This is a genomic window from Pseudomonas sp. AL 58, from assembly GCF_036348395.1.
In the GTDB taxonomy this organism is placed as follows: Bacteria; Pseudomonadota; Gammaproteobacteria; order Pseudomonadales; family Pseudomonadaceae; genus Aquipseudomonas; species Aquipseudomonas defluvii.
This window is the reverse complement of sequence record NZ_JAZBQR010000003.1, coordinates 513,468-538,241: the sequence shown is the minus strand read 5'-3', so window position 1 is coordinate 538,241 and position 24,774 is coordinate 513,468. Positions and strand designations below refer to the sequence as shown.

Annotated in this window: 22 protein-coding genes and 2 pseudogenes; 16 read left to right on the top strand and 8 right to left on the bottom strand. The window is 60.1% G+C overall.

The window, feature by feature from the left end; translation table 11 throughout:
• Positions 1 to 201, top strand: a pseudogene (locus UIA24_RS05400) (hypothetical protein); the annotation flags it as partial.
• Between the two features lie 335 nt (positions 202 to 536).
• On the opposite strand, the gene UIA24_RS05395 reads toward UIA24_RS05400, so the two are convergent.
• Both UIA24_RS05395 and UIA24_RS05390 read right to left on the bottom strand, forming a co-directional pair.
• The gene (locus UIA24_RS05395) at positions 537 to 2,030 is read right to left on the bottom strand and encodes a CoA-acylating methylmalonate-semialdehyde dehydrogenase (RefSeq protein ID WP_330522359.1); all 1,494 of its coding nucleotides are present in this window, start codon (positions 2,028 to 2,030) and stop codon (positions 537 to 539) included.
• 70 nt (positions 2,031 to 2,100) lie between these two features.
• Positions 2,101 to 3,447: an aspartate aminotransferase family protein gene (locus UIA24_RS05390; RefSeq protein ID WP_065761678.1), complete on the bottom strand. Its 1,347-nt coding sequence runs from the start codon at positions 3,445 to 3,447 to the stop codon at positions 2,101 to 2,103.
• A gap of 114 nt (positions 3,448 to 3,561) precedes the next feature.
• On the opposite strand from UIA24_RS05390, the gene UIA24_RS05385 reads away from it, so the two are divergent.
• From UIA24_RS05385 to UIA24_RS05360, 6 genes are all read left to right on the top strand, one after another.
• A complete protein-coding gene (locus UIA24_RS05385) occupies positions 3,562 to 4,479 on the top strand; it encodes a LysR family transcriptional regulator (protein WP_065761677.1) in 918 nt (305 codons plus the stop codon).
• Positions 4,480 to 4,613: 134 nt separating this feature from the next.
• Positions 4,614 to 5,276 carry a TetR/AcrR family transcriptional regulator gene (locus UIA24_RS05380; protein WP_099773466.1) on the top strand — a complete coding sequence of 221 codons (663 nt, stop codon included), beginning with the start codon at positions 4,614 to 4,616 and terminating at the stop codon, positions 5,274 to 5,276.
• A 9-nt stretch (positions 5,277 to 5,285) separates the two neighbouring features.
• Positions 5,286 to 5,870, top strand: coding sequence for an IMPACT family protein (locus UIA24_RS05375; protein WP_330522358.1), 585 nt, complete (start codon positions 5,286 to 5,288; stop codon positions 5,868 to 5,870).
• 499 nt (positions 5,871 to 6,369) lie between these two features.
• Positions 6,370 to 7,056 carry an SDR family oxidoreductase gene (locus UIA24_RS05370; RefSeq protein ID WP_102053401.1) on the top strand — a complete coding sequence of 229 codons (687 nt, stop codon included), beginning with the start codon at positions 6,370 to 6,372 and terminating at the stop codon, positions 7,054 to 7,056.
• A gap of 120 nt (positions 7,057 to 7,176) precedes the next feature.
• Positions 7,177 to 8,532 (top strand): 8-oxoguanine deaminase, encoded by a 1,356-nt coding sequence (locus tag UIA24_RS05365; RefSeq protein ID WP_330522357.1) that lies wholly within the window; start codon positions 7,177 to 7,179, stop codon positions 8,530 to 8,532.
• A gap of 133 nt (positions 8,533 to 8,665) precedes the next feature.
• A complete protein-coding gene (locus UIA24_RS05360; protein ID WP_330522356.1) occupies positions 8,666 to 9,619 on the top strand; it encodes an adenosine deaminase in 954 nt (317 codons plus the stop codon).
• Positions 9,620 to 9,688: 69 nt separating this feature from the next.
• On the opposite strand, the gene UIA24_RS05355 is transcribed toward UIA24_RS05360, so the two are convergent.
• Positions 9,689 to 10,414 carry an ArsR/SmtB family transcription factor gene (locus tag UIA24_RS05355; protein ID WP_099773461.1) on the bottom strand — a complete coding sequence of 242 codons (726 nt, stop codon included), beginning with the start codon at positions 10,412 to 10,414 and terminating at the stop codon, positions 9,689 to 9,691.
• Between the two features lie 723 nt (positions 10,415 to 11,137).
• On the opposite strand from UIA24_RS05355, the gene UIA24_RS05350 reads away from it, so the two are divergent.
• Positions 11,138 to 11,302, top strand: coding sequence for a hypothetical protein (locus tag UIA24_RS05350; protein WP_176717476.1), 165 nt, complete (start codon positions 11,138 to 11,140; stop codon positions 11,300 to 11,302).
• Here UIA24_RS05350 and UIA24_RS05345 read toward each other — a convergent pair.
• A complete protein-coding gene (locus UIA24_RS05345; RefSeq protein WP_330522355.1) occupies positions 11,286 to 12,467 on the bottom strand; it encodes a multidrug effflux MFS transporter in 1,182 nt (393 codons plus the stop codon). The genes UIA24_RS05350 and UIA24_RS05345 overlap by 17 nt on opposite strands.
• A gap of 119 nt (positions 12,468 to 12,586) precedes the next feature.
• Positions 12,587 to 12,784 carry a heavy-metal-associated domain-containing protein gene (locus tag UIA24_RS05340; protein WP_330522354.1) on the bottom strand — a complete coding sequence of 66 codons (198 nt, stop codon included), beginning with the start codon at positions 12,782 to 12,784 and terminating at the stop codon, positions 12,587 to 12,589.
• A gap of 148 nt (positions 12,785 to 12,932) precedes the next feature.
• Here UIA24_RS05340 and UIA24_RS05335 point away from each other — a divergent pair, with 148 nt between their 5' ends.
• From UIA24_RS05335 to cueR, 3 genes are read left to right on the top strand one after another with little or no spacing between them, the layout of a single operon-like run.
• Positions 12,933 to 13,319 (top strand): hypothetical protein, encoded by a 387-nt coding sequence (locus UIA24_RS05335; protein ID WP_099773459.1) that lies wholly within the window; start codon positions 12,933 to 12,935, stop codon positions 13,317 to 13,319.
• A gap of 55 nt (positions 13,320 to 13,374) precedes the next feature.
• Positions 13,375 to 15,777 (top strand): heavy metal translocating P-type ATPase, encoded by a 2,403-nt coding sequence (locus UIA24_RS05330; protein ID WP_330522353.1) that lies wholly within the window; start codon positions 13,375 to 13,377, stop codon positions 15,775 to 15,777.
• Entirely contained in the window at positions 15,774 to 16,175 is a 402-nt protein-coding gene (gene cueR / locus UIA24_RS05325; protein WP_065761621.1) for a Cu(I)-responsive transcriptional regulator, read from the top strand. The genes UIA24_RS05330 and cueR overlap by 4 nt, the downstream gene beginning before the upstream one ends.
• A gap of 7 nt (positions 16,176 to 16,182) precedes the next feature.
• On the opposite strand, the gene UIA24_RS05320 is transcribed toward cueR, so the two are convergent.
• Positions 16,183 to 17,064, bottom strand: a complete 882-nt coding sequence (locus UIA24_RS05320) for a PA4780 family RIO1-like protein kinase (protein WP_099773457.1) — start codon at positions 17,062 to 17,064, stop codon at positions 16,183 to 16,185.
• Positions 17,065 to 17,285: 221 nt separating this feature from the next.
• Here UIA24_RS05320 and UIA24_RS23215 point away from each other — a divergent pair.
• Together UIA24_RS23215 and UIA24_RS23210 are read left to right on the top strand one after the other, a co-directional pair.
• A pseudogene (locus tag UIA24_RS23215) lies at positions 17,286 to 18,374 on the top strand (cache domain-containing protein); the annotation flags it as partial.
• A gap of 90 nt (positions 18,375 to 18,464) precedes the next feature.
• Positions 18,465 to 19,232 carry a methyl-accepting chemotaxis protein gene (locus UIA24_RS23210; protein ID WP_371918254.1) on the top strand — a complete coding sequence of 256 codons (768 nt, stop codon included), beginning with the start codon at positions 18,465 to 18,467 and terminating at the stop codon, positions 19,230 to 19,232.
• 21 nt (positions 19,233 to 19,253) lie between these two features.
• Here the strand turns inward: UIA24_RS23210 and UIA24_RS05310 are convergent, their stop codons facing one another.
• Positions 19,254 to 20,042 carry an AraC family transcriptional regulator gene (locus UIA24_RS05310; protein WP_099773455.1) on the bottom strand — a complete coding sequence of 263 codons (789 nt, stop codon included), beginning with the start codon at positions 20,040 to 20,042 and terminating at the stop codon, positions 19,254 to 19,256.
• Positions 20,043 to 20,127: 85 nt separating this feature from the next.
• Here UIA24_RS05310 and UIA24_RS05305 point away from each other — a divergent pair, with 85 nt between their 5' ends.
• The gene (locus UIA24_RS05305; protein WP_330522350.1) at positions 20,128 to 21,147 is read left to right on the top strand and encodes a bile acid:sodium symporter family protein; all 1,020 of its coding nucleotides are present in this window, start codon (positions 20,128 to 20,130) and stop codon (positions 21,145 to 21,147) included.
• On the opposite strand, the gene UIA24_RS05300 is transcribed toward UIA24_RS05305, so the two are convergent.
• Positions 21,134 to 22,411 (bottom strand): acetyl-CoA C-acetyltransferase, encoded by a 1,278-nt coding sequence (locus UIA24_RS05300; RefSeq protein WP_330522349.1) that lies wholly within the window; start codon positions 22,409 to 22,411, stop codon positions 21,134 to 21,136. The two genes, UIA24_RS05305 and UIA24_RS05300, sit on opposite strands and share 14 nt — an antisense overlap.
• Positions 22,412 to 22,530: 119 nt before the next feature.
• Here UIA24_RS05300 and UIA24_RS05295 point away from each other — a divergent pair, with 119 nt between their 5' ends.
• Together UIA24_RS05295 and UIA24_RS05290 are read left to right on the top strand one after the other, a co-directional pair.
• On the top strand, positions 22,531 to 23,883 hold the full coding sequence (locus UIA24_RS05295) for a 3-oxoacyl-ACP reductase (RefSeq protein ID WP_330522348.1): 1,353 nt from the start codon (positions 22,531 to 22,533) through the stop codon (positions 23,881 to 23,883).
• Between the two features lie 2 nt (positions 23,884 to 23,885).
• A complete protein-coding gene (locus tag UIA24_RS05290; protein WP_330522347.1) occupies positions 23,886 to 24,746 on the top strand; it encodes a MaoC family dehydratase in 861 nt (286 codons plus the stop codon).
• Positions 24,747 to 24,774: the final 28 nt, after the last annotated feature.

Here is a 24,774-nt window from a genome sequence, read left to right as displayed (position 1 = left end):
CAGCAATCTCAAATGACTATTTCGATTTCTCGTGTAGTCACTTGTGATGCTGATAATCTTTTTGACTATCAGTCTGATTTCACAAGCACCCACACGAATTGCTTGATTCGATTGTTAAAGAGCGGTTGGTTAAGAGCTTTTCGTCTCAACCGAGGCGCGCATTCTACGCTTTCCTCTGTCTCTGTCAAGCGTTTATTTTGAAGTTTTTCAGAATTTTCCGTTCAACTTCAACCACTTGACTCGCTTCGATCTCTCGTTAGCGGGAGGCGAATTCTACAGCGTTTCAATTCGCTGTCAACCACCTTTTTCACCGCTGCCGATCTATTCGACCGAAGCACTTTCGACACTATCGCTAAACGTCTAACTCATTGATTATCAAGGAGTTTTCCGTTTCGACTGCGCCGTAAGTGGGGCGAATTATAGAGATATAAAGCAGCACGTCAAGGACTATCTGTAACGTTTCTATGCATCACGCCCAAATAGGCCAAAACAAGAGAGGGGAGGCCTTACGGCCTCCCCTCTCTTTCTAGCCGCACTTACAGGCTTGGGAATGCGAACTGCGAAGCCTCATGGCTGGCGCGTTGTGGCCAGCGCTGAGTGATTGCCTTGCGGCGGGTGTAGAAACGCACCCCATCCGGGCCATATGCATGCAGGTCACCGAACAGCGAACGCTTCCAGCCACCAAAGCTGTGGTAAGCCACCGGTACCGGCAGCGGCACGTTGACACCGACCATACCCACTTCGATTTCGTCGCAGAACAAGCGAGCGGCCTCACCGTCGCGGGTGAAGATACATGTGCCATTGCCGTACTCGTGCTCGTTGATGAGCTGCATTGCTTCCTCCAGGCTGTTAACCCGTACGACGCACAGCACTGGCCCGAAGATCTCTTCTTTATAGATGCGCATCTCTGGCGTCACGCGGTCAAACAGGCAGCCCCCCAGGAAGAAGCCTTCCTCATGACCGGAGACACTCAGGCCGCGACCATCAACAACCAGTTCGGCACCGGCCTTGAGACCGTCTTCCACATAGCCTGCCACCTTGTCGCGATGCTGCCCGGTAACCAACGGCCCCATGTCCAGACCACAGGAAGTGCCTGCACCGATTTTCAGCGCCTTGATCTGTGGCACCAGCTTGGCCACCAATGCATCAGCGACCTGGTCACCGACACATACGGCAACCGAGATCGCCATGCAACGCTCGCCACAGGAACCGTAAGCGGCACCCATCAGTGCACTGACCGCGTTATCCAGGTCGGCATCCGGCATCAGTACTGCGTGGTTCTTCGCACCACCCAGCGCTTGTACGCGCTTGCCACGGGCAGCGCCTTCTTTATAGATGTACTCCGCGATTGGCGTAGAACCTACAAAGCTCAGTGCTTTGACTTCAGGTGCTTCAATCAGGGCATCCACGGCAACCTTGTCGCCGTGCACCACGTTGAGCACACCGTCAGGCAGGCCAGCCTCTTGCAACAGTTGAGCAATCAGTAACGTCGAGCTTGGGTCACGCTCAGACGGTTTGAGGATGAAGCAGTTGCCACAAACGATGGCCAGTGGGTACATCCACAGTGGAACCATCGCCGGGAAGTTGAACGGAGTGATGCCGGCAACCACACCCAGCGGCTGAAAGTCGGACCAGGCGTCAATGTTCGGGCCGACATTGCGGCTGTACTCACCCTTCAGTACTTCGGGTGCGGCACAGGCAAACTCAACGTTCTCGATACCCCGCTTCAGTTCACCAGCGGCGTCTTCCAGGGTCTTGCCGTGCTCTTCGCTGATCAACTGGGAGATACGCGCTTCGTTCTTTTCCAGCAGTTGCTTGAAGCGGAACATTATCTGAGCGCGTTTAGCCGCGGGTGTATTGCGCCAGGCCGGAAACGCTGCCTTGGCGGCATCGATAGCCTGTTGGACCGTTTCCTTGCTGGCCAACGCTACCTTGTGGATAACCTGGCCAGTGGACGGGTTAAAGACCTCGGCGGTACGTTCGCCGCCAGACACCAGGTCGCCGTTGATCAAATGTTGAACAATGCTCATGCAGAACTCCAGAGAGGGTGCTAGTCCAGGCGCGGGGCTGCCCGCGCCTGCTACTTATATATAGAAGGGCTCAGTCGACCTGGTTCAGCGCTTCGCCGACTGCATCGAACAGACGGTCCAGCTCCTGCGGCTTAGCGTTGAAGGTTGGTCCGAACTGCAGGGTGTCACCGCCGAAGCGGACGTAGAAACCGGCTTTCCACAGTTTCATCGCTGCTTCATAAGGGCGAACGATGGCATCGCCGTCACGCGCAGCAATCTGGATCGCACCCGCCAAGCCGTAGTTACGAATATCAACGATGTTCTTCGCACCCTTCACGCCGTGCAGCACGCTCTCGAAGTGCGGCGCCAGCTCAGCGGCAGCCTGAACCAGGCCTTCTTTCTGCAACAGGTCCAAGGCCGCAATACCTGCCGCGCAGGCAACTGGGTGCGCCGAGTAGGTATAGCCATGGGGGAACTCCACTGCATACTCGGGAGTCGGCTGGTTCATGAAGGTCTGGTAGATCTCAGTACTGGCAATCACGGCCCCCATCGGAATGGCGCCGTTTGTGACCTGCTTGGCGATACACATCAGGTCTGGCGTAACACCAAAGGCCTCAGCGCCAAAGTTCGCCCCCATGCGACCAAAACCGGTAATCACTTCATCGAAGATCAGCAGAATGTTGTGCTGGTCACAGATCTCGCGCAAACGCTTCAGATAACCCTTCGGTGGCGGCAATACGCCTGCAGACCCTGCCAGCGGCTCAACGATCAGCGCAGCAATGTTCGAGGCGTCATGCAGCTCGATCAGCTTCAGCATCTCATCAGCCAGGGCGATACCGCCTTCTTCAGGCATACCCTTGGTAAAGGCGTTGCTGGCCAGCACGGTGTGAGGCAGGTGATCGACGTCCAGCAACTGGCCGAACATCTTGCGGTTGCCATTCACCCCGCCGAGGCTGGTACCGGCAATGTTCACGCCATGATAGCCACGGGCACGACCGATCAGCTTGGTTTTGGTCGCCTGACCTTTCAGGCGCCAGTAGGCACGCACCATCTTCACGGCGGTGTCGGCGCACTCAGAGCCCGAGTTGGTATAAAAAACGTGGTTCAGATTGCCCGGGGTCAGGTCGGTGATCTTCTCGGCCAGTTGGAACGACAGCGGATGACCAAACTGGAAGGCTGGCGAATAGTCGAGGACACCCAACTGACGCGACACGGCTTCCTGGATTTCCTTGCGGGTATGGCCCGCACCACAGGTCCACAAGCCCGACAGTGCGTCGTAGATCTTGCGGCCCTTGTCATCGGTCAGATAACTGCCTTCAGCGGCGACGATCAGGCGCGGATCACGCTGGAAGTTACGGTTGGCGGTATACGGCATCCAGTGCGCATCCAGCTTGAGCTGGCTGGCCAGACCGTTCGGTGCGTGTTCAGGCATGTTCATCGGACAAACCTCGCAAGGCGATTGGGTGATGTGTGTTGTTGCAGCTAAGTTGTCATGGCTATAAAGTCTGAAAAAGCCTACTTTTCTAATCTTTAGATAACCGAGCACTAAACTATGAGCCGTCGCCCGGAGCCCCTTGCCCAGGTCAGTGATTTCGATATTCGCTTGCTGAAGATCTACCGCAGCGTGGTGGAGTGCGGCGGCTTTTCGGCTGCCGAGAACGTACTGGGCATTGGTCGATCGGCAATCAGCCAGCAGATGAGCGACCTGGAGCAACGCCTTGGCTTGCGCTTGTGCCAGCGGGGCCGTGCCGGTTTCTCGCTGACCGAGGAAGGCCGCGAGGTCTATCAATCCGCCCTGCAGTTGCTCAGCGCCCTTGAGAGTTTTCGTACCGAAGTCAACGGCCTGCACCAGCACCTGCGAGGCGAGCTGAACATTGGCCTGACCGACAACCTGGTCACCCTTCCACACATGCGGATCACCCATGCCTTGGCACAACTCAAGGATCGTGGCCCCGACGTGCGTATCCAGATCCGCATGATTGCACCCAGCCAGGTCGAGCAAGGTGTGCTGGACGGCAGCCTGCATGTTGGCGTGGTACCACAGACCAGCCCGCTGTCCGGGCTGGAGTACGAGCCACTGTACAGCGAGCGCTCACTGCTCTACTGCGCCGTGGGTCATCCGTTGTTCTACGTCGACGATCGCCAACTCGACGACGAACGCCTGAACACCCAGGATGCCATTGCACCGACCTTTCGCTTGCCCGCCGACATTCAGGCTCACTATCAAGTGCTCAACTGCACCGCCAGTGCCTCGGACCGCGAGGGCATGGCCTTTCTGATCCTGACTGGGCGCTACATCGGTTATCTGCCAGACCATTACGCCAGTTCCTGGGTACAACAGGGACGATTGCGAGCCCTCAAAGCCAGCGAACGCTTTTATGATTTGGGGTTGTCCTGGGTAACCCGTAAAGGCCGCCGACCACACCTGGTACTGGAGAGCTTTCTGGAAAGCCTTGCCGCGACCCGCTAAGAGGCTGGCACAGCAGTACCAAACACCCAAAAAAACACGAAGATTGCGTTTTTTAGCGGGTAGATGCTTGCCTGATAGCCGTGACTGGGTTATCTGTTGCTCTGCATTTACTTCGTATTTTCCGGAAACGCCCCATGACCCTGGAAGTCCCTGCGCATCGCCTGACAGCCTCCGGCAAACCTGCTGGTCGCATACGCCAAAAGAACGAGCAAGCTATTCTCAAGGCCGCCGAAGACGAGTTCGCCCGCCATGGCTTCAAAGGCACCAGCATGAACACCATTGCGCAGAACGCCGGGCTGCCCAAGGCCAACCTGCACTACTACTTCACCAACAAGCTGGGGCTTTACGTTGCGGTGCTGAGCAACATCCTCGAACTATGGGACAGCACCTTCAACACCCTGAACAGCGATGACGATCCCGCTGTTGCGCTGAGCAACTATATTCGCACCAAGATCGAGTTTTCGCGGCGCAACCCACAAGCCTCACGCATCTTCGCCATGGAGATCATCAGTGGCGGCCAGTGCCTGAGCGAGTACTTCAACCAGGACTATCGCACCTGGTTCCAGGGGCGGGCAGCGGTCTTCCAGAGCTGGATCGACGCTGGCAAGATGGACCCCGTCGATCCAGTACATTTGATCTTCCTGTTATGGGGCAGTACCCAGCACTACGCAGACTTCGCGACCCAGATCTGCCAGGTCACCGGCCGTAGCCGCCTGACCAAGCAGGACATGGAAGAAGCCAGCAACAACCTTATCCACATCATCCTCAAAGGCTGTGGCCTGACACCTCCCAATTGAACATCGTTTATGCCTTCAACTCTGTTGGACACCTGCGAGTTTCGCGAAGAAATCCGTAAAAGCCGCTTCATTACCCTCGCAGGCCCGATCAGTAGCCCAACTGAAGCTCAACAATTCATTGAGCGACACAGTGATCTGGCTGCAACCCATAACTGCTGGGCCTGGAAAATCGGTCAGCAGTACCGTAGCAGCGACGATGGCGAGCCTGGTGGTACCGCAGGCCGGCCAATTCTCGCCGCCATTGAAGCCCAGGACTGCGACCAGGTCGTTGTGCTGGTGATCCGCTGGTACGGCGGTATTCAATTAGGTACTGGAGGCTTGGCACGGGCTTACGGTGGTGGCGCCAACAAGTGCCTGCAGCAGGCCGATAAAAGACGCCTGGTCAGCCGAGTCCGCCTGCGCTGCAGTTGCACGTTCAGCGAACTGGCACTGCTCAAACTACGCGTCGCAGAAGTCGACGGCCTGGTGCTGGATGAGCAATTCACCGCCAATGGCGTCGACGTGCAGATTGCCCTTGGCGAAGCGCACATCGAGCCTCTCCAGCGCCAATTGGCGGACCTCAGCCGCGGCCGGATCCTGTTGGAACGTACCTGACAGTTGCCCACATCCACTGTGGGCCTGGCTGTGGATAAGCTCTGAGCATTCCTCTACAGCCCTTTTAAAACGTGGCCTGCAAGCAAACGATCATATTTTGATCAATATTTGATGACAGCGCTTCAATTGCCCGAAAATCAGACGCTTAGGTTGATTTATAGCCAATCGAAGACTGCCCACTGACGCTTATACCTCTGTTTTCGCCTTGCACACAGATACTGTGGAGCAACCTGTGGATAAACCGTGTACGCCTTAGCCAAGCGCTTGAACGGTCACGCCTGTGGCAAGCTGGTTGTTTTTTGAACAATCCTGACACTCAGTGCAACGTCATGACGAAGGCACCCCGCCGCGTCATCGCGACCGAACTGCACCTTGGCTGAAGGCTGGAGTATGCTTCAAGGTCACTCCCAAATGAGCCTCGGCACATGCATTGGTAAATGCCCTCAACCCTGCAGTGTGAGCGGCAATGCCGTGCGCCTCCTTGAAAGGAACCCTACGCATGAGCACCCAGAAAAACGCATTGATCATTGGCGCGTCACGCGGCCTGGGCCTTGGCCTGGTGCAGCGTCTGAACGAAGAAGGCTGGAACGTCGTGGCCACCGTCCGCGACCCGCAAAAAGCCGCTGCGCTGAACGCAGTGTCGAATGTTCAGGTCGAGACACTGGAGATGAACAGCAGCGCCCAACTTGACGCGCTTCAACAGCGCCTCAAGGGGCAGACCTTCGACCTGTTGTTCATCAACGCCGGCGTCAAGGGCCCGGACAACCAGAACGCTGAGCACGCGAACCTCGATGAGGTCGGTCAACTGTTCATGACAAACGCTGTAGCGCCCATTCGTGTCGCCCAGCGCTTTGCCCATCAGGTAAAGACAGACGGGGGCGTGATCGCCTTCATGAGCTCAATCCTAGGCAGTATCAGCATTCCCGATGCGCCAGAACTGGCCTTGTACAAAGCCAGCAAGGCCGCGCTGAACTCAATGATCAACAGTTTCTACGGCCCCCTGGAAATCCCCGGCCTGACCGTATTGGCCATGCACCCGGGTTGGGTCAAGACCGACATGGGCGGTGAAGGTGCCGAAATTGATGTCGCCACCAGCACCCGTGGCATGGTTGAACAGGTCAAGGCAAACAGCGGCCGGGGTGGCCTGTATTTCATCAACTACAAAGGCGAGCCCCTGATCTGGTGAATTGAATCACCACCGCTGAAACAGTAGACTCCAGGTCTCGCCTCCATGGCGGACCTGGATCAGCAGACAGGGCAACACTGAGCTGGCTAACCTGAACCCACTTTCAGAGGAGCCGGCACCATGCCTGCGACCCGTATCTGGTTGAAAAACCCCCTCGCCATCTTCACCGCCAACACCCTTGACGCCCGTGGCGGCCTGGTGATCGAAAATGGCCGTATCCACGAAGTTCTTGGCTTGGGACAATCTCCCGCCGCCCCCTGCGATCAGATCTTCGATGCCCGCGAGCACGTAGTGCTGCCCGGGCTGATCAACACCCATCATCACTTCTACCAGACCCTCACCCGCGCATGGGCACCGGTGGTCAACCAGCCACTGTTCCCCTGGCTCAAAACGCTCTACCCGGTCTGGGCTCGTCTGACCCCCGAGCGGCTTAAAGTGGCCACCCAGGTTGCACTGGCTGAACTGTTATTGTCGGGCTGCACAACGGCAGCCGATCACCACTACCTGTTTCCCGAAGGCCTGGAAGAGGCCATCGATGTGCAAGTCGAAAGTGTGCGGGAACTGGGTATGCGTGCCATGCTCACACGCGGCTCGATGAGCCTGGGCGAGGCCGATGGGGGGCTTCCGCCGCAGCAAACTGTGCAACAGGGCGAAGTGATCCTGGCGGACAGCCAGCGGCTTATCCACAACTACCATGAGCGCGGCGACAGCGCGCAGATCCAGATTGCCCTGGCCCCTTGCTCGCCCTTCTCGGTCACCCGCGAAATCATGCAGGCCAGCGCCAGCCTGGCGGAAGAAATGGATGTACGCCTGCATACACACCTGGCAGAAACCCTGGACGAAGAAGACTTCTGCCTGAAACGCTTCGGCCTGCGCACCGTTGACTACCTGGACAGTGTCGGCTGGCTTGGGCCACGCACCTGGCTGGCCCACGGCATTCATTTCAACCCCGATGAAATCGCCCGCCTCGGCAAAGCCGGCACGGGCATCTGCCATTGCCCGAGTTCCAACATGCGCCTGGCATCGGGTATCTGCCCGACCATGGACCTTAGCAATGCCGGTGCGCCGGTCGGGCTGGGTGTGGATGGCTCTGCGTCCAACGATGCCTCCAACATGATGCTGGAAACTCGCCAGGCCCTGTACCTGCAACGCCTGCGCTATGGTGCGCAAGCCATTACGCCGGAACGGGTACTGGGCTGGGCAACCCAAGGCTCTGCACAATTGCTCGGGCGCAACGACATCGGCGAACTGGCGCCGGGTAAACAGGCCGACCTGGCCCTGTTCAAACTCGACGAACTGCGCTTCTCCGGCAGCCACGATCCGCTCTCAGCCCTGCTGCTGTGCGGCGCAGACCGCGCTGATCGAGTGATGGTCGGTGGCCGCTGGCGTGTCATCGATGGGCACATCGACGGCCTGGACCTCAAAGCACTCATCGCCAACCATCGCCAGGCTGCAGCGGCGTTGATGGCAGGCTAAGCAACTGAAGCCAATGCACGCTCTCATCGATGGCATATACAGTGCCATCGATGGGATTACTGTCGTGATCACTCATCCTAGCAGTGTGCAGGCACGCTAGAATGACGGCATCTGTACCTGAAGAGAAACGATTATGTACGACTGGCTTAACGCGCTGCCCAAAGCAGAATTGCACCTGCACCTGGAGGGATCGCTGGAGCCCGAGTTGCTGTTCGCCCTGGCCGAACGCAACAAGATTGCCCTGCCCTGGAACGATGTCGAAGCCCTGCGCGCGGCCTACGCGTTCAACAACCTGCAGGAGTTTCTCGACCTCTATTACCAAGGCGCCGATGTACTGCGCACCGAGCAGGACTTCTACGACCTGACCTGGGCCTACCTGCAACGCTGCAAGGCGCAGAACGTGATTCACACCGAGCCGTTCTTCGACCCTCAGACCCACACCGACCGCGGCATTCCTTTTGAAGTAGTGCTCAGCGGCATTGACCGCGCACTGGAAGATGGCCGCAAGCAATTGGGTATCAGCAGCGGCCTGATCCTCAGTTTCCTGCGTCACCTGAGCGAGGAAGAAGCCCAGAAAACGCTGGATCAGGCGCTGCCCTTTCGCGATGCATTCATTGCCGTTGGCCTGGACAGCTCGGAGCTCGGCCACCCACCCAGCAAGTTCCAGCGGGTATTCGACCGTGCCCGCAGCGAGGGCTTCCTGACCGTAGCCCACGCTGGCGAAGAAGGCCCACCGGAATACATTTGGGAGGCACTGGATTTGCTGAAAATCCAGCGTATCGACCACGGGGTTCGGGCCATCGAGGACGAGCGATTGATGCAACGCATCATCGATGAGCAAATTCCACTGACCGTCTGCCCACTGTCCAACACCAAACTCTGCGTGTTCGACCATATGAGCCATCACAACATTCTCGACATGCTCGAGCGCGGTGTGAAGGTCACGGTCAACTCCGACGACCCGGCCTACTTCGGTGGCTACGTCACGGAAAACTTCCATGCCCTGTACACCCACCTGGGCATGACCCAAGACCAGGCCCGTCGCCTGGCGCAGAACAGCCTGGATGCACGTCTGATCAAGGCCTGAGCCCAGATGGGGTAGTGGCTGTCCAGCCACTACCCCAAACTAGCGCGCGACACTAACAGATAACGGCCTTCAGCCAGCCACCTTGGCCACGACGGGTTGAGCCATCTGACGAATCTTGTGCATACCGGCGGAGGTGATATGCAAGGCGCGTGAATCATCATTCACGCGAACCCAACCAGACTGGATAAACAATTTCAATACGCTGCTTCCCAACGCCCCGCCCAGATGCGGACGCCGCTCACTCCACTCACTGCAACAATTGCACGGAACGCCTATCTTGCGCTGTCGTTGAGCCAACGCCTCGATGTAAATGCCCAGGCGGGCAAACTCCACACGCCCCTCCTGAGTCACTTCAAGCTGCTGCTCGACCAACTCCAACCAACCGCAGTCAAGTAACCGCTGATAGAGATCGGCCGCCAACTCGCCTCCCAGGTGATCGCCACACAAACGTGCCCGACGCATCGACAAGGGAATGCTGGGGTTGCCTTTCTCGGCCGCGCTGCCTTTCACCTCAAGCCCGAGGACCTGAACACTGGCCAGCGCCTCAACGGCCGCCCCAACCTCGGGCGTTGCGAGCTTGAAGTAACGTTTACGTCCGCGCGCCTCCAGCTTCAACAGGCCACTGGCCGACAACCTGGCCAAATGCGCGCACGCCGAGGAGGGCGTCAGCCCGGCCATCACGGCCAGTTCCTCCGAAGGCCGAGCCATCCCATCAATCAACGCCCAGAGCATGGCGCTACGTTTTGGGTCAGCCAGCAAGGTTGCAACTTTGCTTATACTCGAAACAGATTTCATCTCTTCACTCCCCGAGAAAAAGTCACTCTTTGCCAATTGATCAGGACACTATCAACAGCGATGCTCCGCTCCCGTGAGCGCAGAGAGCCGACTGTTTCGCAGACAACTACTAGATCGATGAAATCAAATGATGGGAGGCCCGCAGTTCGTTCCCTGCCATGGAAGCATCTCACGCTGTTAAACGATGACAACGCCAGTATAAGCCTGCGCATGGAAACAAAAATCACTTAAACCCGAGGCTACGCCGACAATACTCTGTGCTTCCCTCAACCTTGAACAAAATTAATGCCGGTTGATATAAGCGGCCTTTTCAACCCTCTAACCTTCACGCCACGAAAACCATGTCTCGTAGCGTTTTATTTAATAATTATGTTCTTTCATTGACGTAACAAAGCCTACGCAGCAAGTACATTAAACCCGCAGATAAATAGTCTGTAATTGTAAGATGGGCGGAGTGACGTTCTATACGAAACTAACACTCGTGCCTCCGGTAATTGCCGGCAACACTCATTGCATGAGCCCTGTGACAACTGCAATGGCATACCGAGCGGCGTTGCGCTCATGCCTTGCGGGAAAGAGGCCAGGTCAAAGGCATGCATGTGCTGGACGGTTTCCGAGCTACAGGCATGACCGCCAGTCAGCCTGATGACCCAGGTCATGTCGCCCCCTGTGCACCAACGCTAAACTGACTTCACCTGTTACTTGCCAAGTGGAGTCGGTGCGATGAACATCGTTGTCAAAGCAGTCGCTACAAAACCCGGAAGCCCATGGCAAGTGCAACTCGACCAGCACGTGGTGAGCTTTCGCAGCGAAGCCGAAGCACGCGCCTTCGTCACCACGCTGCAAGCCCGCCTACAGGCACCGCATCCACTCAAGCGGGTCGGCTGAGCATCAGCCAGCGTGTGACCTGAGAGAACACAACGGCCATCACGCCGCACAAGCTGATCACCAGTGCCATCGGTATGGCGCTGCCATCATCCAGTACGCTGACCAACGCCGCAGCACCTGCTGCCACACTGAACTGCAGGCACCCCAGTAATGCCGAAGCACTCCCAGCCCGCGCGCCCTGACCATTCATGGCACAGGCCGAGGCATTCGGCACAATCGCGCCCAGGCTGGCAATGCCTATGAACAACGGTATCAACAACGGCCACAAGGCGGCCGGATGCAGGGCGCTGAGCGCCAGTAGAACCAGCCCGGCCGTCACGTATACCCATACCGCCCGCGACAACAGCGCAGCTGGGCCGCGCCTGGCCAACAACCGCGCATTCACTTGCGCCATCAAGATGAACCCGGCGGCATTGGTGCCGAACAACCAGCCGTAGTGCTCGGCAGGCACACCGTACAGTTTGATGAACACGAACGGTGAACCTGCGATGTAGGCAAACATGCCCGCGATGGCGACACCGCCGGTCAGGGCATGCCCAAGAAAGACACGGTCGTTGAGCAAGCGTCCATACTGGCGCAACGCACCAGACAAGGGCTGACGCGGCTGATGCGCGGGCAAGCTCTCCGGCAAACCCAGTAACACCGCCAAGGTGCATAAGGCACTGAACACCGTCAGCACCAGGAAAATCGACTGCCAGCCGTGCAAACTGACCAGAACCCCACCGAACATCGGCGCCAGAATCGGCGCAAGGCCCATGACCAGCATCAACTGGGAAAAGACCTTGGCCGAGCCAACGGCATCGCACGTATCACTGACAATCGCTCGCGATAAGACCATCCCGGCACAACCGCCCAACGCCTGAACAAAACGCGCCACAATCAGCGCCTCCAGTGTCGGTGCGAACGCACAGGCCAGCGAGGCAACGGTAAACAGCACAAGGCCGATCAACAGCGGAATACGACGCCCGAAACGATCGGCCACCGGCCCGTAGGCCAACTGCCCCAGGGACAGGCCAAGAAAGTAGACGGCCAACGTCGCCTGAATGTGCTTCTCGTCGGTGGCGAACGCCTGCGCCATGGCTGGAAAGCCCGGCAAATAGAAATCAATTGCCAAGGGGCCGAAGGCACTCAAGGCGCCAAGAATCAAAACGGTTCGCAGGTTCATCGGAAATCCGTAGCAGGCTAAGCAAGTTCGTTAGTCTAACCGTATGGGATCCATTACAGATGAGCTGTTGGCCATTGCTGTAAAAAAAAGAGCGAACCTGCGTCCGCCCTTTCAGGTCATCAGGCCACCTCGGCCTGGTAACCTTCTTCATGGATCAGTTCGATAATTTTCGAAGGTGTCAGGGTGCTTTGCACACGCACCTGTTTCTTCCCCAGATCGACTTCAACCACCGCCGTCGGATCCTGGTTTTGCACCGCGTGGGTAACCGCTTTGACGCAGTGGCCGCAGGTCATGCCTTGGACATTGAATACATGCATCGGGAGTGCCTCCGTTCAGGTTTTGATGCAGTCTCAAGCTTGCCACCGTGGCAAGGTCAAGTTCCTCGATCTGCTGCCGGGCTGGAAATCGGCGCCCGCCTCGGCCAAGCTGCGCTCCTGACGATTCATGATTCAGGAGATTCAACTCATGCGCAGGGCAGCATTGGGCCTTTTCGGCCTGCTGGGTATGTTCGGCCTCGCCCCCCAGGCCAGTGCCGAAGGCCCCTCGGACTATAGCGTGCTGATCATTTCCCGGGAACGCCTGGAAGTGGCGACGACCTGCGAGATAGGTCTGTACCTCAACGATCAGCTGGCGGGCCGACTGTTCCAGGAACAATCGACTTCGTTCAACCTGCCAGCAGGCCCGGTAGCAGTGCGCATGCGCTTGTTGCCAGGGCAAGCCCCCGGCTGCCTGCCGGGTATCGAGAATCAACGCAGCACCCAATTGAACCTGCAGGCCGGGCAGATCAATAAGTACCGAATAGCGGTGGATCAAAATGGCCTCTACCTGAAAAAGGCAAGCCTGGGCTATTGACCTTCCCCGCGTGGGAAGGTTGAAGCTGGAGGCACGCCCAAGGAGGAACGCCCCCATGCCCGAATCTACCACCTTCGACCTGCCAATCGCCGGCATGACCTGCGCCAGCTGCGCAGGTCGCGTCGAGCGAGCATTGCGCAAGGTCGCTGGCACCGAACAGGTCAGTGTCAACCTTGCCACTGAGCAGGCACGCGTCACCGCACCGCTGCAGAGCCTGCCGGCATTGCTTGAAGCCGTCACGGATGCCGGCTACAGCGTGCCCACTCAAAGCCTTGAGCTGCAGATCAGCGGGATGACCTGCGCGTCCTGCGTCGGTCGGGTCGAACGCGCACTGGCCAAAGTGCCCGGGGTTCACCGCGTTAGCGTCAACCTGGCCAACGAGCGCGCCCATGTCGAGGTTCTCGGCACGATTGATACCGCGCTGTTGACTGGCGCAGTCGAACGCGCCGGTTACACTGCCACCCTGCCGCTCACCGGCAAGGCCGACCAGGACGTCGCCGAGCGCCGCTTGCACAAGGAGCGTTGGGCGGTAGGCCTGGCGATTGCCTTGGCCCTGCCGCTGGTACTGCCAATGCTGCTGCAGCCCTTCGGTATTCACTGGATGCTGCCGGCCTGGCTGCAGTTCGCCCTGGCCACGCCGGTTCAGTTCATCCTGGGTGCACGCTTCTATGTCGCCGCCTGGAAGGCCGTGCGGGCCGGGGCAGGCAACATGGACCTGCTGGTCGCGCTGGGTACCAGCGCCGGTTACGGCCTGAGCCTCTATGAGTGGGCACGCACCAGCCCCGGCAGCATGCCCCACCTGTACTTTGAAGCCTCAGCGGTGGTGATCGCTTTGGTACTGCTCGGCAAGTATCTGGAAAGCCGCGCCAAACGCCAGACGGCCAGCGCCATCCGCGCCCTGGAGGCACTGCGCCCTGAACGTGCGCTGCAGGTGATCGATGGCCAGGAGCGCGATGTGCCGATCAGCGCCTTGCGCTTGAATGACCTGGTAATGGTCAAGCCGGGCGAACGCTTCCCGGTGGATGGCGAGGTGATCGAAGGGCAAAGCCATGCCGATGAAGCCTTGATCAGTGGCGAGAGCCTGCCCGTGCCCAAGCAACCTGGCGACCGTGTAACCGGCGGCGCGATCAACGGCGAAGGCCGCTTGCTGGTGCGTACCCTGGCGCTGGGCACCGAAACCGTGTTGGCACGCATCATCCGCTTGGTCGAAGACGCTCAGGCGGCCAAGGCGCCGATCCAGAAACTGGTCGACCGCGTCAGCCAGGTATTCGTGCCCGTGGTGCTCCTGCTGGCCCTGGCGACGCTCGCGGGTTGGTGGATGGTCGGCGCCCCCATGGAAACTGCACTGCTCAACGCCGTCGCGGTTCTGGTCATCGCCTGCCCCTGTGCGCTGGGCCTGGCGACACCGACAGCCATCATGGCCGGTACCGGCGTGGCGGCTCGCCACGGTATCCTGATCAAGGACGCCGAAGCGCTGGAGCGCGCCCATGCGGTCAATCGCGTGGTCTTCGACAAGACCGGTACCTTGACCTCCGGTAGCCCGCGCATTGTCCACAGCCAAGCGGTGGTCGGCGATCAGGCGCAGTTGTTGCAACTGGCCGGTGCGCTGCAGCGTGGCAGCGAACACCCATTGGCCAAGGCTGTTCTCGACGCCTGTGATGAACAGCACCTGGAAGTGCCGCCCATCAGCGCCAGCCAATCCCTCACCGGACGCGGCATCGCCGGTAGCCTGGATGGACGCGAACTGGCGCTGGGTAACCGCCGGCTGCTTGATGAAAGTGGCTTGCAACCGGGCGATCTGGCCAAGGCTGCACAGGAATGGGAAGCAGAAGGTCGTACCCTTTCCTGGCTGATCGAGCGCGCCCCGCAGGCTCGCGTGCTGGGCTTGCTGGCCTTTGGTGACAGCCTCAAGCCTGGCGCCCTGCAAGCGGTTCAACAGCTCAGTGAGCAAGGCATCAGCAGCCACCTGCTAACCGGCGACAACCGTGGCAGCGCGCGCGTGGTGGCCCTGGCACTGGGTATCGAAGACGTGCATGCCGAAGTGTTGCCGGCAGACAAAGCCGCCACCGTTCTGGCACTCAAACGCTCAGGCACCGTGGCCATGGTCGGCGACGGCATCAACGACGCTCCTGCCTTGGCGGCGGCGGACATCGGCATTGCCATGGGCGGAGGTACTGACGTTGCCATGCAGGCCGCCGGTATTACCCTGATGCGCGGAGATCCGCGCCTGGTGCCAGCGGCCCTGGAGATCAGCCGCAAGACCTACGCCAAGATCCGCCAGAACCTGTTCTGGGCCTTTATCTACAACATGATCGGGATTCCGTTGGCCGCTTTCGGCCTGCTCAACCCGGTACTGGCGGGTGCTGCCATGGCCCTGTCCAGTGTCAGTGTGGTCAGCAACGCACTGTGGCTTAAAACCTGGAAACCCGAGATCCGACAACAGGACGACGCCCCATGAACATTGGTCAAGCCGCCCGCCACACGGGCCTCAGCGCCAAGATGATCCGTTACTACGAGTCGATTGGCCTGCTCAAGCCGGCCCTGCGCAGCGACAGCGGCTATCGCCTCTACCAACCGGAAGACCTGCACAGCCTGGCCTTCATCAAGCGCTCACGCGACCTGGGTTTCTCGCTTGAGGAAGTCGCTCGGCTGCTCACACTCTGGCAAGACCGCCAGCGCGCCAGTGCCGATGTGAAGGCACTGGCCAATGAACACATTGCCGACCTCAATCGCCGTATTGACGAACTGGTCAGCCTGCGTGACACCCTGAGTGAACTGGTCGCCCACTGCCAGGGCGACGACCGGCCGGACTGCCCGATCCTCAAGGACCTGGCTGCCGGCGGTTGCTGCCACTAACCCTGGCTTACTGCATCCAGGGCGGGGTAGGCTCGGCCTCCACGCCCTCCTGTGCAAGGGCTGCGCGACGACGGGCTTCGTCGGCGCGCGCGGCATCGATTTCACGCATCACATCGGCCACATTGGCACTGTGCTCGGTTTCGGCAAACTGCCCGCTCAGCTCTGTGTCCGGCAGCAGTTCACCCGCCTGATACAGCGCCCACATTTCCTTGGCGTATCGGGTTGCCTTGAGCTCGGGCGCAAAGCGCCCAAAGTAGCTGGCCATGTTGCCGACATCGCGCTCAAGCATGCTGAACGCATGGTTGTTGCCCGCGGCATCCACCGCCTGTGGCAGGTCGATAATCACCGGCCCCTCTGGCCCCAGCAGCACGTTGAACTCCGACAGGTCGCCATGCACCAACCCGGCGCAGAGCATCAATACGATCTGGCGAATGACAAATGCGTGGTACTCCAGGGCCTGCTCGGGCTCAAGCTCCACATCATTGAGGCGCGGCGCGGCGTCGCCATGTTCGTCGACGACCAGCTCCATCAGCAGAACACCGTCGAGAAAGTCATAGGGCTTGGGAACCCGAACGCCTGCGTTCGCCAAGCGGAACAGCGCGGCTACTTCGGCGTTCTGCCAGGCCTCTTCAGCCTCCTTGCGTCCATACTTCGAGCCCTTGGCCATGGCACGTGCCTGGCGGCTGTTGCGTACTTTACGACCTTCCTGGTACTCGGCGGCCTGACGGAAACTGCGCTTGTTAGCCTCTTTGTAGACCTTGGCGCAGCGCAGGTGCTGACCGCAGCGTACCACGTAGACCGCTGCCTCCTTGCCACTCATCAGGGGGCGCAACACTTCGTCGACCAACCCGTCTTCCACGAGCGGTTCAATCCGTTTTGGCGTCTTCATCAGCTTTGATTCTGGCTCCTTGTGAGGCGTATAGGGGTTTGTAACGGCAAACCGCGCGACCCGCCATTCTTTTTATGAGTAAAACGCCGGCAAAAAGTCAGATTCGGCTGTTTTGCCAATAAACACGGGGGTTTTCTTCTACGACACTTTATTTCCTCTGCACCCTGCCGATCCACTCTTTAGAGGGTTCATGTGTTTAATAAGAATGATTCGGAGCGCGGATGAACATCAAACAGAAATTGACCTGGGCCTTTGCCGTCATTGCCAGCCTGCCCATTGTAGTGGTCGCCACGCTGGTGGTGTTGAACCTGCGCACGGACGCTCGTGAATCCTTCATCGACGGCAGCAACCGCGAGATTCGCCAAGTCGCCAATGCCATGCAGCTGTTTTTTGAAGGCATCAGCCAGAACATCGACTACATGGCCGCACAGCCTCTGTTCACTGGCACCGGCGCGGGATTGAAACAGTACATCAGTGCCGATGCAGCCAGTATCGCCCAAGGCGAACAGGACAAGCGCCTGGTCGACTTCTTCACTCGCATGGCCGCCAGTCATCCCGCTTACGCCTATGTTTCCTACGGCGTCAAAGACGGCGGTTACGCCTCCTGGCCAGATGATCCGAAACTGGCCAACTATGATCCGCGCCAACGCCCCTGGTACCAGACCGCGATGGCTAACCCAGGCAAAACACTGCGCACTGCTGCTTACTACTGGGCACCTGATGACGCGGTACTGCTCAGCACCGTACGCACCGTGTCGAACTCATTGGGTTCGCCCGGTGGAGTGGTCAGCGTCGATGTTTCGATCAAACAGCTGACCGAGTTGGTCAAGCAGATCAAGCTGGGTGAAAGCGGCTACTTGATGCTGCTTGAACGCAACGGCAACGTGCTGGTCGACCCACATCAGCCCGAGCACAACTTCAAGATGCTGGGCTCTCTGGGCGAAGGCTATGCGCAACTGGCCAAGGTCGAGAAAGGACTGGTAGAAGTCGAGCTTGATGGCGTGCGCTACATGGCCAACGTCTGGCCCTCCGAACAACTGGGCTGGAGCTTTATCGGCCTGGTCCGTCAGGACGAAGTCATGGGCGCGGCCACGCAACTGACCTGGTTGATCGCGGCCATTGCCTTGGTGCTGGCCGCCGTCTTCGCCGTAGTCGGGGCGACCTTCGCGCACTTGATCGTACGCCCGATCAACAGCGTCAGCCTGGGCCTGGAGGGCATTGCCCAGGGCGAAGGTGACCTGACCCGCAACCTCGAAGTCCGGGGTCGTGACGAAACCGCTCAACTGGCCAACTGGTTCAACCAGTTCCTCGCGGCCATCCGCAGCCTCATCCAGCATATCGGCCAGGCTGCCGGAAAGATCCTCGCCACCTCCAGCAACTCGACCCGCGTCTCCGGCGACATGGTCGAAGCCGCCGGGCGCCAGCGTGAAGCGGTGGATATGGTGTCCACGGCGTTCCATGAAATGGTTGCCACCGCCAACGAAGTCGCGCGCTCCTGCAGCCAGGCCGCCGAATCGGCCGACAGCGGCCAACAGCAGGCCCGGGAAGGCCAGCAGCAGATCGACGCCGCCGTTCAGAGCGTTGATCGCCTGAGCCAGGAAATCGAGCAGTCAGCGCAATCGATGCAACAACTGGAGCGCGACAGCAACGACATCCAGTCGATTCTCGGCACCATCCGCTCCATCGCCGAACAGACCAACCTGCTGGCGCTCAACGCCGCCATTGAGGCCGCACGCGCCGGTGAGCAGGGTCGAGGGTTCGCCGTGGTGGCCGACGAAGTACGCGCCCTGGCCAAACGCACGGCCGACTCCACAGCCGAAATCGATGGCTTGCTGGGGAATCTGGCGCAACGCACCAGCCAGGTTGCGCAACAAATGCACGCCAGCCTGGAAGTGTCGCAACAATCGGTCAGCCGTATTGGCATGGCACGCACCAGCTTCGGGCAGATCCGCGAGTCGGTGGACGTCATTCGTGACATGAACACCCAGATCGCCACTGCAGCCGAAGAGCAGCATCAGGTCGCCGAGGACATCAACCGGCACATCAGCCAGATCCATGGTGACGCGCAACTGGTAGCCGAACTGGCTAGCGCAGCGCGGCATGACTCCGAAAGCCTGGCCGGGTTGTCCAACGAACTGGATTCGCTGGTGCGCCGTTTCCGTACCTGATGTCCTGCCTTGGGGGGCCGGCTACAGGCCCAGGCTCCCCGGGGTAAAACCAAACAAGCGCTTAAACGCTGCGATGTAGGCAGAGGTTGAGTCATAACCACACCCCAGCGCAGCCTCCGTTACCCCTGCGCCCTGTTCAAGCACGCTGAGCGAGGACAGTAGGCGCATCCGCTGGCGCCAGCCTCGAAAGCTCAAACCTGTCTCGCGCTGGAACAGGCGAGTCAGGGTTTTCTCCGACATGTTCAACTGCTCCGCCCACTGGCCAAGGGTGTCGGACTGTGTTGGCTGTTCAAGCAGGCTGTCGCATAGTTCACGTAAGCGCGGATGCTGTGGCAACGGCAAGGAAAAGCCCACCTCCGCCAGCCCCTGCAACTGGTCAAGCAATACCTGCACCAGGCGCGCCTCGGGGCTGTTGCCTTCGGGGTACTCCACCGGCAACTGGCAAAACTGCTTGATCAACTCACGGGCCAGCGGCGTGACGGCCAGCACCCGACAGCCGTCCGGCGCCCACTGCGCATCCTCGCGTCGCACATAAACACTGCGCATCTCGGCACGCATCGACGTCACCACTTCATGCTCGACCCCCGCAGGAATCCAGATGCCCCACTGTGGCGGTGCAAAGTAACTGCCTTCAGCGGTATAGACCCCAAGCACACCGCTGATCGCATAGGAGAACTGCACCCAATCATGTTGATGGCGCGAGGTCCAGGATCCGGCGCTGAGACTTTCGGCTCGCGCATACAGCGGCCGGGGCAGGCGCTCCAGCGTGGGAATCGGGCGAGGGCCTGAAGGTTGTCCGTTACGCGGCATCGATTGACCTGGTATCGCAAGACGGTAGAGACCTCGCAGGTTAGCCTCTGTCATCGCCAATTACAAAATATCCACAGGCCTCCCCATGCAAGCGTTCAAACACCTCAAGCGCGTGGTAACCGACTGGTTCCTCTGCGGCATGTTCATCGCCACCCTGCTCGCCTGGCTGTTCCCTCGTTTTGGAAGCAGCGGTGGTGCCCTGCATGCCGAGTACGTGACCAACATCGGCGTGTTCCTGGTGTTTTTCCTGCACGGGGTCCACCTGTCCAGCGAACAGATTCGTCACGGCCTGAAAAACTGGCGCCTGCACCTGATGGTGCAAGGCTTTACCTTCGTGGCCTTTCCCCTGCTCTGGCTGGTCGGCAAGACATTACTGGGTACTCAGGTACCGGCCCTGCTGATGCTGGGCTTCCTCTACCTGTGCGCCCTGCCCTCAACCATCTCGTCCTCGGTGGCGCTCACCGGTAGCGCCAAGGGCAACGTACCCGCTGCGATTCTCAACGCCAGCCTGTCCAGCGTGCTGGGTATCTTCATCACCCCTTGGTTGGTCAGCCTGGTGGTTGGCAGCGGCAGTGACGGCATTGACCTTGGCTCAACCTTGCTCGACCTGTGCGCCATGCTCCTGCTGCCGCTGCTGCTTGGGCAACTGCTGCGGCCCTGGCTCGGACACCTCTTCGCCCGTTACAAGCGCTACACCGCCGTGCTGGACAAACTGGTGATCCTGCTGCTGGTCTATGCCGCGTTCTGCAACTCGATGGTTTCGGGAATGTGGCAACAACAGGGCACCGCAGTGATCGCTATGGCCCTGCTCGGCAGTGCACTGTTGCTGGCGCTGGTGCTATGGCTGACCACTCGAAGTGCCCGCGCCTTGAACTTCAGCCCGGCGGACGAAATCGCCGCAGTGTTCTGCGCCAGCAAGAAGTCCCTGGCCGCCGGCGCGCCCATGGCTGCACTGATCTTCGGCGCTCACCCCGGGCTTGGGCTGATCCTGCTGCCGATCATGATCTACCACCCGCTGCAATTGATCGTCTGCTCAGTCATGGCCGAGCAGTACGCCAACCGTACAACTCGCATCGACAGCAGCGCCGCCCTCAGCGCTCAATAATCGCCGTCACGCCCTGGCCGCCGGCGGCACAGATAGATATCAGCCCGCGGCCTTTGCCGGCATGTGCCAACAGCTTGGCCATATTGGCCAGGATGCGCCCACCGGTCGCGGCAAACGGATGCCCGGCCGCCAACGAACTGCCCTTGACGTTGAGCTTGCTGCGGTCGATGCGGCCCAGCGGCGCCTCAAGGCCAAGACGGTCGCGGCAGTAAACAGGGTCTTCCCAGGCCTTGAGCGTGCATAACACCTGCGCGGCAAACGCCTCATGGATTTCGTAGTAGTCGAAGTCCTGCAGGCTCAGGCCATTGCGCGCCAGCAGCCGTGGCACCGCATAGGCCGGGGCCATCAACAGCCCCTCCTGGCCCCGGACAAAATCCACCGCGGCGCTCTCGCCGTCGACCAGCCAGGCCATCACCGGCAAACCTCGCTCCTGCGCCCAGGCTTCACTCCCCAGCAAGACCACCGAGGCACCATCGGTCAACGGCGTCGAGTTACCTGCCGTGAGGCTACCTTGGCTGCTTCGATCGAACACCGGTTTGAGTGCAGCAAGCGTGTCCAGAGTAAGGTCGGGGCGCAGGTTCTGGTCGCGGTTCAAACCCAGGAAAGGTGTCAGCAGGTCATCGTGCCAGCCCTCGGCAAAAGACGCCGCCAGGTTCTGATGGCTGCGCAAGGCCAGTTCGTCCTGAGCCAGACGCTCAATCTGCCAGGTACGCGCCATCAACTCGCAGTGCTGGCCCATCGACAGGCCTGTGCGAGGCTCGCCATTACGCGGCAATTCGGGCTTCAGGTGCCGAAAGCGCAGTTGCAACAGTGCCTTGAGCTTTTCACCCGTACCTTTCGCCCGATTGGCCTGCAACAGGATCCGACGCAAGCCTTCGCTCACCGCAATCGGCGCATCCGAAGTGGTATCAACACCCCCGGCAACCCCGCATTCGATCTGCCCCAGAGCGATCTTGTTGGCGACCAGCAACGCCGCTTCCAGCCCAGTGCCACACGCTTGCTGCACATCATCGGCCGGCGTTTGCGCTGACAACCGCGAGCCTAGGACACATTCGCGGGCCAGGTTGAAATCCCGTGAATGCTTGAGCACCGCGCCAGCGGCCACCTCGCCCAGGCGCACGCCGTGCAGGCTGAAGCGCTCGATCAGCCCCTCCAGGGCCGCCGTGAGCATGTCCTGGTTGCTGGCCTTGGCATAAGGGCCATTCGCGCGAGCAAAGGGGATTCGGTTACCACCGATGATTGCGACCCGGCGCAAAGAACGCATGCACAACCTCCTTGTGTTGAGGGCAGACTCGATACAGCGTAGGTGTTTTTTCCACCTTCAAGCGACCAACGGCAAAACATGGTCCACACTTTGAGGCTGATCTCATGGAGGCCTCATTCATGTCCGACCGCTATCTCGACTTCGCCAACTCCGACTTCGGCCGCCGCCTGGTCGGTGTCATCGGCTTGCCGACACCGGCCCGCCTGGAGCGCTGGGAGGCCGGCCGGATGCGTCCGATCGAAGGGGCGCTGCTGCTGGGCGGTGGCGCACTGTCGCGGCAGGTCGCCGGGTTTGCCACACGCCTGACCGACGAGGTCTACAGCTATGCCGATGAGGGCCTGCAACTGCCGGCGTGGGTGGCGGGCCTGGGGCCATCGCTCAAGGCGGTGCTGTTCGATGCCAGCGAACTGGAGGACATCGACCAGCTCAAGCAACTGCGCGAGTTCTTTCAGCCGCTGCTACGTAGCCTTGATGCCAATGCGTCAGTGGTGATTCTCGGGCGTGCCCCGGAACAGCTCGAAGCGCCGCTGGCCAGTGTTGCCCAGCGTGCCCTGGAGGGCTTCAGCCGTTCGCTGGCGAAAGAACTGCGCAACGGCGGCAGACTGCAACTGCTGTATGTCGGCGACGGTGCCGAGGACCAGCTTGAAGGCGCACTGCGTTTCTTCCTGTCGCCCAAGAGTGCCTTCATCTCCGGCCAGGTGCTGCGCTTGAATGCTTGCACCAGCCGCGTTCAGGACTGGACGCGCCCCCTGGCCGGGCGCAAGGCACTGGTGACCGGCGCCGCACGCGGTATTGGTGCGGCCATCGCCGAAACCCTCACCCGTGACGGTGCAGACGTTGTGCTGCTCGACGTACCGCAGGCCAAGGCCGAGCTTGAAGCGCTTGCAACCCGCTTGGGCGCACGCAGCCTGGCACTGAACATCTGTGCGGACGATGCTCCAGAACAGCTCATCGCAGGCCTGCCTGATGGCCTCGATATCATCGTTCACAACGCCGGAATAACCCGTGACAAGACCTTGGCCAACATGACCCCGGAGTACTGGGACTCGGTCATGGCCGTTAACCTGAAAGCACCGCAGATCCTGACCCAGGCCTTGCTCGACAGGGGCGCCCTGCACGCCAACGCCCGCATCGTGCTGCTGGCCTCGATCAGTGGTATTGCGGGCAACCGCGGGCAGTCCAACTATGCCGCCAGCAAGGCCGGCCTGATTGGCCTGGCCCAGGCCTGGGCGCCACGTCTGGCCAGCACGGGGAGCAGCATCAACGCCGTCGCCCCGGGTTTCATTGAAACGCGGATGACCGCCGCCATTCCTTTCGCCCTGCGCGAGGCCGGCCGGCGCATGAGTTCACTGGGCCAGGGCGGCCTGCCACAGGATGTCGCCGAAGCCGTGGCCTGGCTGGTGCAGCCGGGCAGCGGCGCGGTCAACGGACAGGTGCTTAGGGTCTGCGGGCAAGCGGTCATGGGGGCTTGAGCATGACGGATCAATGGCATGAACTGAGCACGACCGCCGCGCTGCCTGGGCTGTACCTGCGAGCAGCGCGCAAGCGCAAGATCAGCGGCACCACCCTGCCGACAACCGGGCTACGCTGCAGCCTTGAGGTCAATGCCGAGCCACTGGCAGCCTACCGCACGCTGTGCCACTTTGGTGACGACCCGCTGCTGCCCGCGACCTGGCCGCATGTAATGGCATTCCCCCTGCAACTGCAGTTGCTCACTGCCAACGACTTTCCGTTTCCGCTGCCAGGCCTGGTTCACCTGAGCAACAGCATTCACGTCATACGACCGCTGGGCGGTGTCACCCGACTGCACTTCGCGGTGCGGGTGGATAACCTGCAGGCCCATGAGAAAGGCGCAACCTTCGACCTCATCACCGAAGCCCGCGATGGTCTCGGGCTGCTCTGGAGCGAAACCAGCCGCATGCTGTGCCGAGGCGTGAAACTTCCAGGCGAACCCGCCTGCGAACCTGAAGCCGAAGCCCTGCCCCTGAGCGAACTGACCCGCTGGTACGCCGACAGCAACATCGGACGACGCTATGCACGCCTCTGTGGCGACTACAACCCGATCCACCTGAGCGCCATCAGCGCCCGCCTGTTTGGTTTCCCCAAAGCCATTGCCCATGGCATGTGGAGCAAAGCCATGGCCCTGGCCGCCTTGCGTGGCCACCTGCCAACCGGCGGTTACGCGATTGAGGTCAATTTCCACAAACCGGTACGCTTGCCAAGCGAGGTGGTACTCGACGCCAGCCCTGTCGCACCCACCGGGCAACTGCGTCTGAGTGGCCATGGCGGGTTGGTGCATATACAGGGGACATGGCGAGCGCTTGAAGCCCCCTGAACCAGCAACCTCTGGCCTTGAGGTCCTT

What these genes read in the sequence shown, in the direction of transcription:
- UIA24_RS23210 (WP_371918254.1), top strand. Translation starts at nt 18,465, where the DNA reads ATGGTCGAAGCCGCCGGGCGCCAGCGTGAAGCGGTGGATATGGTGTCC.
- UIA24_RS05390 (WP_065761678.1), bottom strand. Translation starts at nt 3,447, where the DNA reads ATGAACATGCCTGAACACGCACCGAACGGTCTGGCCAGCCAGCTCAAG.
- UIA24_RS05330 (WP_330522353.1), top strand. Translation starts at nt 13,375, where the DNA reads ATGCCCGAATCTACCACCTTCGACCTGCCAATCGCCGGCATGACCTGC.
- UIA24_RS05290 (WP_330522347.1), top strand. Translation starts at nt 23,886, where the DNA reads ATGACGGATCAATGGCATGAACTGAGCACGACCGCCGCGCTGCCTGGG.
- UIA24_RS05385 (WP_065761677.1), top strand. Translation starts at nt 3,562, where the DNA reads ATGAGCCGTCGCCCGGAGCCCCTTGCCCAGGTCAGTGATTTCGATATT.
- cueR (WP_065761621.1), top strand. Translation starts at nt 15,774, where the DNA reads ATGAACATTGGTCAAGCCGCCCGCCACACGGGCCTCAGCGCCAAGATG.
- UIA24_RS05320 (WP_099773457.1), bottom strand. Translation starts at nt 17,064, where the DNA reads ATGAAGACGCCAAAACGGATTGAACCGCTCGTGGAAGACGGGTTGGTC.
- UIA24_RS05335 (WP_099773459.1), top strand. Translation starts at nt 12,933, where the DNA reads ATGCGCAGGGCAGCATTGGGCCTTTTCGGCCTGCTGGGTATGTTCGGC.
- UIA24_RS05375 (WP_330522358.1), top strand. Translation starts at nt 5,286, where the DNA reads ATGCCTTCAACTCTGTTGGACACCTGCGAGTTTCGCGAAGAAATCCGT.
- UIA24_RS05295 (WP_330522348.1), top strand. Translation starts at nt 22,531, where the DNA reads ATGTCCGACCGCTATCTCGACTTCGCCAACTCCGACTTCGGCCGCCGC.
- UIA24_RS05360 (WP_330522356.1), top strand. Translation starts at nt 8,666, where the DNA reads ATGTACGACTGGCTTAACGCGCTGCCCAAAGCAGAATTGCACCTGCAC.
- UIA24_RS05380 (WP_099773466.1), top strand. Translation starts at nt 4,614, where the DNA reads ATGACCCTGGAAGTCCCTGCGCATCGCCTGACAGCCTCCGGCAAACCT.
- UIA24_RS05305 (WP_330522350.1), top strand. Translation starts at nt 20,128, where the DNA reads ATGCAAGCGTTCAAACACCTCAAGCGCGTGGTAACCGACTGGTTCCTC.
- UIA24_RS05365 (WP_330522357.1), top strand. Translation starts at nt 7,177, where the DNA reads ATGCCTGCGACCCGTATCTGGTTGAAAAACCCCCTCGCCATCTTCACC.
- UIA24_RS05345 (WP_330522355.1), bottom strand. Translation starts at nt 12,467, where the DNA reads ATGAACCTGCGAACCGTTTTGATTCTTGGCGCCTTGAGTGCCTTCGGC.
- UIA24_RS05340 (WP_330522354.1), bottom strand. Translation starts at nt 12,784, where the DNA reads ATGCATGTATTCAATGTCCAAGGCATGACCTGCGGCCACTGCGTCAAA.
- UIA24_RS05370 (WP_102053401.1), top strand. Translation starts at nt 6,370, where the DNA reads ATGAGCACCCAGAAAAACGCATTGATCATTGGCGCGTCACGCGGCCTG.
- UIA24_RS05350 (WP_176717476.1), top strand. Translation starts at nt 11,138, where the DNA reads ATGAACATCGTTGTCAAAGCAGTCGCTACAAAACCCGGAAGCCCATGG.
- UIA24_RS05355 (WP_099773461.1), bottom strand. Translation starts at nt 10,414, where the DNA reads ATGAAATCTGTTTCGAGTATAAGCAAAGTTGCAACCTTGCTGGCTGAC.
- UIA24_RS05300 (WP_330522349.1), bottom strand. Translation starts at nt 22,411, where the DNA reads ATGCGTTCTTTGCGCCGGGTCGCAATCATCGGTGGTAACCGAATCCCC.
- UIA24_RS05310 (WP_099773455.1), bottom strand. Translation starts at nt 20,042, where the DNA reads ATGCCGCGTAACGGACAACCTTCAGGCCCTCGCCCGATTCCCACGCTG.
- UIA24_RS05395 (WP_330522359.1), bottom strand. Translation starts at nt 2,030, where the DNA reads ATGAGCATTGTTCAACATTTGATCAACGGCGACCTGGTGTCTGGCGGC.